The organism is Paenibacillus sp. EPM92, from assembly GCF_016586185.1.
GTDB lineage: Bacteria > Bacillota > Bacilli > Paenibacillales > NBRC-103111 > Paenibacillus_G > Paenibacillus_G validus.
The window spans coordinates 45886-57347 of record NZ_BCPS01000042.1 but is presented as its reverse complement, the minus strand read 5'-3'; the positions used below and the strand labels follow the sequence as shown (position 1 = coordinate 57347).

Below are 11462 nucleotides of genomic sequence, written 5' to 3'. Positions count from 1 at the left end.
AGATAGTTGTGAAGCACTTCAAGAAAACCGCTATGACTGGCGTGATTGCTTTAAGCATGATCGTTGGGGCAGGGGCTGCTTCAGCCGCTACGTACACGGTTAAAGGCCAGGATACGATGTGGACGATTTCCAAGCAGTATGGAATACCGCTCAGCACCCTGATCAGGCAAAATCCTCAGGTGGCTAACCCGAATATTATCTGGCCGGGCATGGTATTGAACGTTCCTGGCGCTGCGAAAGGAACAACAACGCCGACCTCGGCTCAATCCTCTTATGCCGATCAAGTCGTTGCCTTGGTCAATCAGGAACGTGCGAAAGCCGGTCTGAAGCCATTAGTTTATGACAAAGCCTTGTCGGCCATGGCGCTGGATAAAGCAAAAGACATGAACAATAACAAGTACTTTAGCCATACTTCACCAACTTATGGTTCCCCATTTGATATGATGAAATCGTACGGCATCCGGTATACGTATGCCGGCGAGAATATAGCTATGGGACAGAAAAGTCCGCAAGAAGTCATGAAGGCCTGGATGAACAGCTCCGGTCATCGTAAAAATATTTTGAGTCCAAACTTCACGAAAATTGGCGTTGGCTATTATAATAATTATTGGGTGCAAGAATTTATTGCTAACTAATAAGCAATCAGACAAACACGTTACAGGCAGCGGCCGTTTCCCGATCACCTTCGGGATCGGCCGCTGTTCTCCTACTATGGAGCATTCCCTCATGCCTCGGGACTCATTCGTTCATAAATATGACGCTCAAAATAATAAAAAAAGGCATCCGGAGTAAGTTCATCTGGAACAAACCCCGGATACCTTTATTTATGTTAGCGATGGAAAGGAATGAAATTAGAACGGGAAATGACGATAGGTATTTTGGATGGAAACCCATTTGGTGATGGTAAACTCCTCGACAATCCACGGATTCCCGAATCTGCCGAGCCCGCTTGCCTTATTTCCTCCGAACGGAATATTAGGGCTGTCGTTCACCGTCTGGTCGTTAATATGCGTCATACCGCTATCGATTTGCAGGGCAAGCTCTTCTCCTTTGGCCAGATCGGACGTAAAGATCGCCGAGCTTAAACCATAGGCCGTATCGCTTGCCAGTCTAATCGCTTCTTCGTCCGTTTCCGCTTTAATCATGGTAGCGATCGGTGCGAACAGCTCGGATTGCGCAAGATTACTGGAATTATCGACTTCCGTAAATACATAGGGAGTCAGAACATTGCCCTCACGTTTTCCTTCCAATGCGATCTTCACGCCGTCACGTTTGGCTTCCTCAATCACTTGAAGCGCTTTCTGAAGCTGACGCTCATTGACTAGAGGACCGATAACGGTCTTCGGATCGCTCGGATCGCCGTAAGGAAGAGCTTTGGCGCGTTCCACAAACTTCTGGACGAACTCATCGTACTTATCCTTATGGATAATCATTCGATTAATAATCATACAAATTTGGCCCTGATGAATGAATTTCCCGAAGACCGCGGCGTCCACAGCCCGGTCTACATCCGCATCCGATAAAACGACGAACGGGCTGTTCCCTCCAAGCTCAAGGGCAACACGCTTTAGGTTCCGGCCCGCAATCTCGCCAATGTGTCTTCCAACCGCCGTCGAACCGGTGAAACTGATCATTTGGGCATGCGGATTCGTAAGCATTTCGTCTCCGATTTCGGTCAGGTCGGTCAAAATCACTTGCAGCACGCCGTCAGGAAGACCTGCATGCTCGAACGCTTTCGCGATAATGGACCCGCCCGTCAAGCCAACCTGAATATCAGGCTTATGCACGACGCTGTTCCCCAAGGCAATAGCCGGCGCAATGGTGCGCATAGATAAGTTCATAGGGAAGTTAAACGGAGATATGGAGGAAATCACGCCCAAAGGAAGACGGTGAATATGATTGACCTTGCCTTCGATACCGGACGGAACTTCCCTAACCTTATAAATTTCATCGGCAAGACGAATCGCTTCTTCCATCACTTCTATAGCCAGATGCAGTTCCACGTTGGCTTTTAGAACGGTGCCGCCCGTTTCCCGGCTAATCACGGCAGTAATCGACTCCCGATTCGCTTGTAAATATTCGATGGCCTTATGAATGACTTCTTTTCTTTGTTCCGCGGAAGATTTCGCCCATTCCTTCTGGGCTTGCTTCGCACCATCAAATGCTTCTTGCAGCTGTTTGACCGACGCTAAACGCACAGATGTCACAACGGAATTATCGTAAGGATTCAAAATATCGTAGGTCCGTTCACTAGAGCCTTCCGTCCACTGGCCATTGATATAGCTTTGGTTCAAATCCTCGTAACGTGTCATATTTTCGTCGCTCCCTTATATGGTTATTATTCCAAACAGCTGTAAGCGTTTTTATAATTGTTTTACAAAAACATACTAAGATTCATAACTCCTAAAACAGCCTGATCCGGATAAATGGTTCGCGACGCAAGCTTCCATTCTCCATTCTCTTTGCGTATCACATCTTCCCGTTCTCCGAACATCTTCTCGGTTTCAATATCCGAGCCCCGGCTCCGGTGGAATAAAAAGTAGCTTCGAACCTTGTATTCGTCGGGCTGAAGACCGGGATCGACCGTGATGTTACTAATAAAATGCCGCTGCCGCGGCGCCGGATTTTCAACCCAAGCCGAAGTCGTATACAACCTGTTCACCCTGGTGGTCAGCGACTTCTTCGTTTCTTCCAAATGCGTCATCTCATCGACGATATTGGAGCCGCCCCGTTCTTCGGTCGTCACACGGACGGGCATCCGGTAAATGAGGTCATCGGCCAGCAATTCTAACCATTCTTTATATTTCCGATGATCCAGCAAATACGCTTCGTCTTGGAGAAATCTGCTAATTTCGTAGTGCAATTGCGGGTTCATTAGCAACCCTCCTCAGAATCATTTATATCTTTCGTAATGAGTTCCAGCCAATACTCGTGCATACTTCTGGATATGGCGTCAATGTAGCAGGTCGGATAAGCGACGCCGGGTCCCGGGAAGGACGGATCAGGGTCCACATGACCGAATCCCATGAGATAATTGCTGACATTGTTGTAGCTCAGTTCTTTATCTCTGACCATCAATCCCTTACTGGCTTGAACGACGCGGGCCCATATCTCGGTGTCGTCCTGCTCCAAAGTACCGGAAGTGCCGAAGGAACCGATATAGCCTTTATACGCTTCCTGCTTGTAATCTTCCGGCGCGGCCTTATCGATCATAAACCAGCACCAAACTTCCACTTTATCGGGTCCCAGCGGCCTCCAAACCCGGAAATTCAAGTAGTTGTGCAAATGTCCTTCCGTTCCGTGAATAGGGCTGACGAAGGAAAGATTCGGGTAGACGCCCCCTACAAAGACGGTCGTTCTGGATAAGATGTCCGCTTGCTCGGGAGTCAAGTTTCGCTCGAACATCGGCCACATCGATTCAGGCGTTGACTGATAGCGATGGATGGATCGGCCTGTAGCGGACGTGATCACGTTAATGCCGTGCCCGTGCTCCATAACGACTTGATGGCCATATCCTGCATATAAAGGATCTTTGGGACTGATTCCCATCTCCACCGTTGAGCGGTGCGCCGTCTGCACGTGATACGGATCGGCAGAGAAATTTTCGCTTGTGCTCTTCCAGTTGGCTTGGGCTACCCAGCGTTGCGGAACTCCCCGGACTTCCATGCCGCCGTCGCTTCTGCCGAGCAGCATGTCGAAGTACCATTTCATATCGCCTAAATATTCTTCCAGTGAGATGGCGTCAGGATCCAGGTTTCCGAAAATCATGCCTTGATACATGGCTACCTTAGGAATCGGACGAAGGCCCCACTCGCTTTTGTCCATCTCTTCTCCGTACACCTTGTCTCCGGCTACAATTCCGATCAATTCGCCATCCGTGTTATAGCTCCATCCATGATAAGCACATGTAAACGTTTTCTTTTTCCCGAAATCGGCTGTACATAAATGTGTTCCCCGATGTGTACAGGAGTTGAGAAAAGCCTTGATCTCCCCTGCGCTGTTTTTGACGAGCAATACAGGATCGTTAACCATCCACCGCGTTACATAACTGCCCGGCTCTTTGAATTCCGATTCATGCGCCAAAAACTGCCACGTACGCCCGAATACCTTTTGAAGTTCCAACTGGTAAACTTCCGGATCCGTTAAGACCCACTGCGGCAGCAAACCTTCCGACATTTTTTGCTTTAAAACCTCGAGCGTTTTTTTGTCTAACGTATTTCTTGTCATCTGAACCTCTACCTCCTTGCCCGAATTTAAAAAAGCGCTTTCAAACCTAATAGTAAGCGGTTCCACTGTTGTGAAACATGACACTAGACGAGGAATGAAGGACATCTCCATTATGAATTCCGTATAGCTGATCATGGACGAGAATACGATATCCTCTACTCTGATTCATCTAGTGAACTGGCGAATCATCAAGTGATCTGATATTTCAAATATATCCAATTTCATTGCACATGTCAATTTAAAAATCTCTTTTCGTTTGTTCAATATTCATTCCGAAAAACAAAAAATCACCCCTCCTGGAGTGATCGATTTTATTTAATGATGTAGCCCATCCGCAGCGATATTTTCAGGGCGGTCTCTTTCGTCAGATGGATTAATCGTTCTCTTGCTTCCCCTTCCATCTTGAAGCTGGATCCGGAAACGCCGATGGCCGCTATCGCTTTTTCTTTGCTATCAAATACAGGAACAGCGATGGCCGTAAAACCGCTGAAAGTTTCCCCCGCATCCACAAAGAAGCCTTCTTTCCGAATGTCCTCCAGACGCTGGATAAAACGTGCATGATCCGTCATGGTATCCGGCGTAAAAGCTTCGAGCGGGTAACGGCGGAGAAGATCGCGTACAAATTCCGGCTCCATATAAGCCAGCAGGACGATTCCGAGGGCTCCGTTATGGAGGATACGCCTTCGGCCTATAAAGTTTCGGGGCTGGAAGCCCTCGTCGCTGTCAAACCTCATGAGATACTGGAGCGTTTCACCCTGGGGAACCGCCAGCACCGCAGAATGACCGGTTAGTTCCTGTAAATCCTGCAGGTAATGTGCAGCTTCCCGGTGGATATCCAGATGCTCTAGAACAATCCCCCCGTATTCCAGCGATTTATAGCCGAGACGATACGTGTTCTCTTTCGGATCATAATGAATAAGTCCATTTCGTTCCAGCGTCCACAGCAGCCGATAGACCGTCGCTTTGGCCAATTTTGTTTTTCTAATAATTTCTTCGATGGATTGATCCGGCCGCTCAAAGCTGAAGCAATTTAAAATTTGGATGGCACGCTCCACCGCTCTAACTGGTTCCACATTCAATTCCCGCATCGTCAAAACTCCGGTTCATCAAATTAGATTGCATCCTGTATGTGCCGATTATGTAAGTTATTGTGAAGGTTTCGGCATTCCATTCGCATTATACCACACTTTTAGCAGCGATGTGCTAATCATCTATGTTTTTGCATAAGAGATTGATAGATTTGCAAGTGACGTCAATTACCCACCGTTAAGCTTATCGGTGGGTGTTTGTTCGTCCTATTGGGATACAAGATTTAAAGCCGTCTGAATATTCGTCATATCGAGCTGAAGCTGCTCCTTCACTTCATATGGATGATACAAGCCATTCTGCACCATATAATTGGAAATTTGTTCGTGAGTAAGAATCGCTTCCTCCAGCTGTCTGCGTAAGACATCCTTAATTTCAGGAGTCGCGGTTTCTGTAAGAGCCAAGGCATACGTGATGACGCTGTTTTTGGCCGCTATAAGAAAATCCGTCGCAATGACTTGATCGGTCATCGTATTCATTCCCGTTAAATGCTCAAGAATCGTGTTCATTAACTCGCCTCCTACCTGATCGCTTGGGATAACAGATCGTTTAACTCCTGAATCTGTCTGGTTGATGACTGGACGTCTTGCTGCAAGATATCGTTCAACGCCGGATCTGATACCAACCTCTGCATCGTTACGGACTTCGTCAAGCAGACGGTTTTGAATGAGGCAATTTCATGAAGCTCCAGCGTTTCATGTAACCCGAACCTATTATTCATCTTTTCACAGCCTCCTATGCTTGGTCGTGCAGCGGACTTCCCCAGGTTTCAAACCGCTTAAGGTTTCAGAACGACTTTAATGCAGCCATCCGTTCTGGTGTCGAAAACTTCATAACCGTGCTTCGCTTGCTCCAACGGCAGCACATGGGTAATGACATCGGCGGGATCGACCTTACCTTCAGCGATCAAGTTATACAGATAAGGCATATAGTGGATAACCGGCGCTTGCCCTGTTCGGATGTTCACGTTGCGCTGGAAAATATCGCCCAGCGGGAAGCCATTGTACCTCGCCCCGTACACCCCTGTGATTTGAATCGTTCCGCCTTTTCGTACAGCTTGAGAAGCGATTACAATTGCACCCATTGCACCGCCATGAAGCTTTAAACCCGATGCAAGAAACTCCATGGGGCTCATCTTTCCGCTCATGCCGACACAGTCGATGACAACGTCCGCCCCGCCCTGGGTTATTTCCTTCAGATGATTTCCGATGTTTTCTTCCTGTTCGAAATTGACCGTTTCCACTTTATTCGTCCGCTTGGCATGCTCCAGCCGGTAATCGACGTAATCGACGGCAATTACCCTCTTCGCCCCTTTCAGCCAAGCGAACTTTTGTGCAAGCAATCCGACCGGGCCGCAGCCAAGGACGATCACGGTATCCCCGTCTTTCACCCCGGCATTGTCTATGCTCCAATAAGCCGTCGACATGGCGTCGGCCAACAACACCAATTTCTCATCCTCCACCTCCGAGCCTTCCGGAACCTTGAAGGACGTGAAGTTGGCGTAAGGGACCCTCAAATACTGCGCTTGCCCTCCGGGATACCCGCCCGTCGTTCCGGAATACCCGAAGTAGGCTCCCATATCTCCGTTTTTATTGGAGTTATCGCACTGACTTTCCAGCTGGTGCTTGCAGTAAAAGCATTCGCCGCAGGCGATATTGAACGGGATGATAACCCGGTCGCCTTTTTTGAGTTTGGTTACTCCCGGACCCGTTTCCTCAACAATCCCCATCGGCTCATGACCGATCACATAATCCGTAGGCAAATTGGGGATCATGCCGTGAATCAGGTGCAAATCCGATCCGCATATGGCTGTCGTTGTCAGCCTGACGATCATATCGTCTGCTTTTTCGATTTTGGGGTCTTGAACCTCTTTGACTTCGACATTTTTAATGCCTTGAAAGGTGACGGCTTTCATGTGATTGTTGTTCCTCCCTATTATTTGTCTGGTGTCGCGAATAAGCCGAGTCGAGAGGTATCTTCGGGAAAGAGCTTCATTTGGGCGATTTGAACCGTGGTCTGGGCGGCTTTCAGATCGATCGGGAATTGTTCGTTGACATCGTACGGATGCAGCCAGCCATTATGTATCATCAGCCGGCTGATTTCGTCATGCAGCGCAAGAGCTTCGTTCAATTGATTCTTCAATACGGTTCTGACTTCGGGGGTTATGGCTTCCGTTAATGCAATGGCGCAGTTTCTTACCCCGTTTTTGGCGGAGAGCAAGAAGTCAAGCGCAAACAGCGAATCGGCTTGATCGGGCATCCCCTCGGCGTTTCGGGGATCTAAATAATCTTCCATAATCGAGGCACCTCCAATTATTGAATCGGGAATTTGGCATACAGGCCTTGAAGCTGTTGAATAGCTTTAATCGATTGATCTACATCTTTTTGCATCAATGCTTTGAGGTCTTTATTGAACACCAATCCCTGCATCATTTTCGATTTCGTCATGCAAATCGTTTTAAAATTGAGCATCTCATGAATTTCCATCGATTCATGCGGCGCCAAGCCGTGTTGAGACATGTTCATCACCTCCTGTTCAACAGAGCTATTTTATCCTCAGAAATAAGGCTTATACAGTGACGTAACATATATTGTCCCGGCCATTTTTTAGGTATAAAAAAAAACAAAAACCGCTTGTCGTCCATACGACACGCGGTCTAGATTCGGTATTCGGCAGTCCTGAAGCCGTCCTTTATTCCCAAGGATAGTTCGTGATCAAATAATCGGCGAACTTCTTGCTCTCTTCCCTTCGAATTTTGCGCATTTCCGCCCGGTGGGCCGCCGTCTCGAACAATTTCTTTTCTTCCTCAGTCTCAGGGACGATCTGGGGAACTTGAACGGGCTTATTGTTTTCATCCAGCCCGACAAATGTTATGAAGGACGTGGCGGCTATATTTCGTTCTCCGGTGCGCAAATCCTCCGTAATGACTTTAACGAATATTTCCATCGAGGTCCGGCCTGTCCATGTAACAAAAGACTCTAACGCCACGCTGTCCGTTGGCCGGATCGGAAACAAGAAATCCACCGAATCCATCGAGGCCGTAACTGCAGTAACCCGGCACAGCTTGGAGGCCGATATGGAAGCAATATCATCGATTTGAGACATTAATTTGCCGCCGAACATCGTATTATGATTGTTTACATCGGGCGGAAATACTCTGGAAATTTTGAAGCATCTTGTTTCCCTTACATATTTTTGTTCCAATCCCAACACGTCACTTTCTTCAATATGATGAACAGTCTCCCCAACTTCAGGTCCGTTATGCTTGTTTACAATTTCCAGTATATAGGTTACGCCCCGATGTGCCAAGCTTGCTTAAGGATTCAATTGATCCAGCTCCGCCGTTACTTTTTCAATCATTTGAACGAACGATGACAGCTCTTCGGAGCTGGCGGCCTGCGTTTGTGCCTGATGGGTCGTCTGCTCCGACTCCAATTTGACTTCTTGCAGCAAGCGCAGTATGATGTCAAGCTTGGCATGGATTTGTACAAGGGCTTCTTTGGATTTCGCGGCGAGCTTACGGATTTCATTGGCGACGACTTCAAAGCCGCGACCCAGCTCGCCGGCGCGGGCGGCTTCAATGGCCGCGTTAAGCCCAAGCAGCTGCGTCTGGGAGGATATCTCTTCCATAAGCGAGCCCATATGATGAATATATTCAATTTCCTGAGTCAGCTCATACACGGTGTCCAGTGACTTTTCCTGCGATTCCGCGGTACGGATGGCCGTTTCCGCCACCGATTGAGTACTCCCGCTTAGTTCAACCATCATCGAGGCCAGATCTTGCACGGCAGCGTTTATTCCTACCAGGAGATGTCCGCGTTCTTCGGCAAGCTTTTCCACTTTTTGCTTCTCTCCGGCCTCATAAGCTTCAAGCACCAGCTGCGAATCAAAATTAAACATCTTGGTAACGGCTTGAATAACCGGCAGCCATTCGTCCGGAAGCACATGCTGGAAATGGGCTGTGGCGAGATCCAAATAAAGCATGTAGGTTCCCAGATACCACTGTGTCGTTAACCCGATGCTGGAGTGCACCCCGCCGATAAAAAGTCTCCTGTTGATAAAAGACTCGTCGATCTTCCCCTCCGTCAGAGAGAGAAAATACCATCTCTGCGTCTCTTTAAGCCGATCGATTGTGCTATGGGCTTCAATAATTCGCCTAAGTTCGGACTGACGCATAATGCGTTCATAGAGCTCGTCCACCAGTACGTTTACGACTTTTGAAAATTCCGCTTTTTTATTTTGCAGAAGCAATAAATCATCGGCCGTTATGCCGATGTAGTCCAGCTGCTCTTTGCGTCGACCCGATAAACCTTCCATGCACTCATCCCCCAAGTCAGCATTCATCTAATTCATATTCATTAGCATAAAATATTAATTGCTTAAAAAGTGTGACGTATATCACACGCCTGCGGCCATGAAAAAAGCCGCTTCCCTGAGCGGCTTCATCCCTGCATATTTTAATGAGAACCTATTACCACGTCACATAACCCGGTGATTGCGTACTCGCATGACCGAACATATCCATCACGGGAATCGTATAAGCGAATAAAATGAGCACAACCGTTAGAGCAATCCACACTTTCCAGCGCTCTAAATACCGCGGAGTCGCTTCTTCCGGTTCCGCCGCCTCGCCGATCGGATACTCTGTGTATCCTTTGGGAGCGCGCAGCAGGGCCACAACATTATATATCATCAACGCCAGCGCGATGAACAGGATGATGCCTCCGATCGCCATCGCCGCATAGTAGGGCATCCACAGCACCGCATCCGGATGGTCCCCATACGTCGTATAGGCCGTTCGCCTTGGCGAACCCAACAGACCTACGGTGTGCATCGCGCCCGACATGAATAACATGCCGACGCACCAGATTACCGTCTGAATTATTCCCAGCCTGTTGATCCGCGGTGTCAGCAGCCGGTTGGTGACGGCCGGGATAAGCCAGTACGTAATGCCGAAGAACGTCAGCGCTACGCTGGTCGCCACCGTCAAATGAAAGTGTCCCGTCACCCACAGCGTATTGTGCACGACCACATTCATCTGATTGCTTGCATTCACAATGCCGCCCGCCCCTGCCGGAATAAAGACCAGCATGCCCATGAAGGGCGCGAAGAAGCGAACATCTTTCCAGGGAAGCAGCTTCACCCAGCCGAACAAACCGCGGGCACCCTTAGCCCTGCCGGCCGACTCAAAGGAAGCGAACAGGGAGAAAGCGGTCATGAGCGACGGTACGACGACCATGAACGTGAGGACGACCTGGATGAATTTCCACAGCGGGCTGATGCCCGGCTCCGTCAATTGATGGTGAAAACCGACCGGAATGGAGAACAGCAGAAGCAGGATGAACGACATTCTCGCCAAGGCGTCGCTGAATATTTTGCCGCCGATGATTTTGGGAATGATCACATACCAGCAAATATAGGCGGGCAGCAGCCAAAAATAAACGAGCGGATGACCGAAATACCAGAACAAGGTGCGGCTGAGCATGACATTGATTTTTTCCGTCCAGCCGAACGACCAGGGGATCAGCTGAACGAGAACCTCGACCGCCACGCCGATCGTCGCAATTTGCCAGAGCAGCATGGTGCAGACCGCCATAAATCCGAACAGCGGCGATAGCTTGCCGCGATGCGTTTTTTTCCAATACATGTAATGATAGAAAATGCCGAAGCCGCTGAGCCAGCTGCCTACCACCACCAAAGCTAAACCGATGTAAAAGTACGGAGAAGCTTTAAGCGGCGCGTAAAACGTATATAACACGCTTGCTTTATTCAACAAAATCATGACTACGTCGATCAGTGTGCCGAGCGACATGAGGACAAACCCCGCCCAGCCAAGCCGGTGCGTTAGGGGGAGCAGCTCGCCGCCCATCGTCTTGGAAACTCCCGAATACAGGAAGCCGATAATAAAATAAGTGGTAAAGACAAGCGCCATCAGCACGCCGTGGGCGGTGAGAAGCTGATAATAGCCGATGCCTCCAGGCAGCGTATACATCCCTCCGCGCACGACGCTTTGCAGCAAACCGGCAATGCCTCCAAGCAGCAGCGCCACGAAAGCAAACACAATATGGGCGACGACAAGCGCCCCGTCTCTACGGTTGAATGATTGCGATTGATTTGAATTCATGGCATTCCCTTCCCTTTTGAAATCG

The 11462-nt window shown here is 48.8% G+C and carries 13 protein-coding genes; 1 reads left to right on the top strand and 12 read right to left on the bottom strand.

Annotation, left to right across the window (positions count from 1 at the left end):
• Positions 1–32: 32 nt before the first annotated feature.
• Positions 33–635: a CAP domain-containing protein gene (locus JMF85_RS07820; protein ID WP_155615654.1), complete on the top strand. Its 603-nt coding sequence runs from the start codon at positions 33–35 to the stop codon at positions 633–635.
• A 216-nt stretch (positions 636–851) separates the two neighbouring features.
• Here JMF85_RS07820 and JMF85_RS07815 read toward each other — a convergent pair whose 3' ends face one another.
• From JMF85_RS07815 to JMF85_RS07760, 12 genes are all read right to left on the bottom strand, one after another.
• Positions 852–2312 (bottom strand): aldehyde dehydrogenase family protein, encoded by a 1461-nt coding sequence (locus tag JMF85_RS07815; RefSeq protein WP_155615648.1) that lies wholly within the window; start codon positions 2310–2312, stop codon positions 852–854.
• A gap of 62 nt (positions 2313–2374) precedes the next feature.
• A complete protein-coding gene (locus JMF85_RS07810; RefSeq protein ID WP_054799956.1) occupies positions 2375–2875 on the bottom strand; it encodes a 3-phenylpropionate/cinnamic acid dioxygenase subunit beta in 501 nt (166 codons plus the stop codon).
• Positions 2875–4227, bottom strand: coding sequence for an aromatic ring-hydroxylating oxygenase subunit alpha (locus JMF85_RS07805; RefSeq protein ID WP_127608119.1), 1353 nt, complete (start codon positions 4225–4227; stop codon positions 2875–2877). The genes JMF85_RS07810 and JMF85_RS07805 overlap by 1 nt, the downstream gene beginning before the upstream one ends.
• A 311-nt stretch (positions 4228–4538) precedes the next feature.
• On the bottom strand, positions 4539–5315 hold the full coding sequence (locus tag JMF85_RS07800) for an IclR family transcriptional regulator (RefSeq protein ID WP_054799954.1): 777 nt from the start codon (positions 5313–5315) through the stop codon (positions 4539–4541).
• A gap of 207 nt (positions 5316–5522) precedes the next feature.
• Entirely contained in the window at positions 5523–5822 is a 300-nt protein-coding gene (locus JMF85_RS07795) for a spore coat protein (protein WP_054796965.1), read from the bottom strand.
• A gap of 11 nt (positions 5823–5833) precedes the next feature.
• Positions 5834–6034 (bottom strand): hypothetical protein, encoded by a 201-nt coding sequence (locus JMF85_RS07790; protein WP_054796964.1) that lies wholly within the window; start codon positions 6032–6034, stop codon positions 5834–5836.
• 57 nt (positions 6035–6091) lie between these two features.
• The gene (locus tag JMF85_RS07785; protein ID WP_127608120.1) at positions 6092–7228 is read right to left on the bottom strand and encodes a zinc-dependent alcohol dehydrogenase; all 1137 of its coding nucleotides are present in this window, start codon (positions 7226–7228) and stop codon (positions 6092–6094) included.
• A 20-nt stretch (positions 7229–7248) separates the two neighbouring features.
• Positions 7249–7608, bottom strand: a complete 360-nt coding sequence (locus tag JMF85_RS07780; protein WP_054796963.1) for a spore coat protein — start codon at positions 7606–7608, stop codon at positions 7249–7251.
• A 17-nt stretch (positions 7609–7625) separates the two neighbouring features.
• Positions 7626–7832: a spore coat protein gene (locus JMF85_RS07775; protein ID WP_127608121.1), complete on the bottom strand. Its 207-nt coding sequence runs from the start codon at positions 7830–7832 to the stop codon at positions 7626–7628.
• A 172-nt stretch (positions 7833–8004) separates the two neighbouring features.
• A complete protein-coding gene (locus JMF85_RS07770) occupies positions 8005–8517 on the bottom strand; it encodes an acyl-CoA thioesterase (RefSeq protein WP_054799966.1) in 513 nt (170 codons plus the stop codon).
• Between the two features lie 111 nt (positions 8518–8628).
• Positions 8629–9630, bottom strand: coding sequence for a globin-coupled sensor protein (locus JMF85_RS07765; RefSeq protein WP_155615647.1), 1002 nt, complete (start codon positions 9628–9630; stop codon positions 8629–8631).
• A gap of 154 nt (positions 9631–9784) precedes the next feature.
• Positions 9785–11437: a b(o/a)3-type cytochrome-c oxidase subunit 1 gene (locus JMF85_RS07760; RefSeq protein WP_155615646.1), complete on the bottom strand. Its 1653-nt coding sequence runs from the start codon at positions 11435–11437 to the stop codon at positions 9785–9787.
• Between the last annotated feature and the right edge of the window lie 25 nt (positions 11438–11462).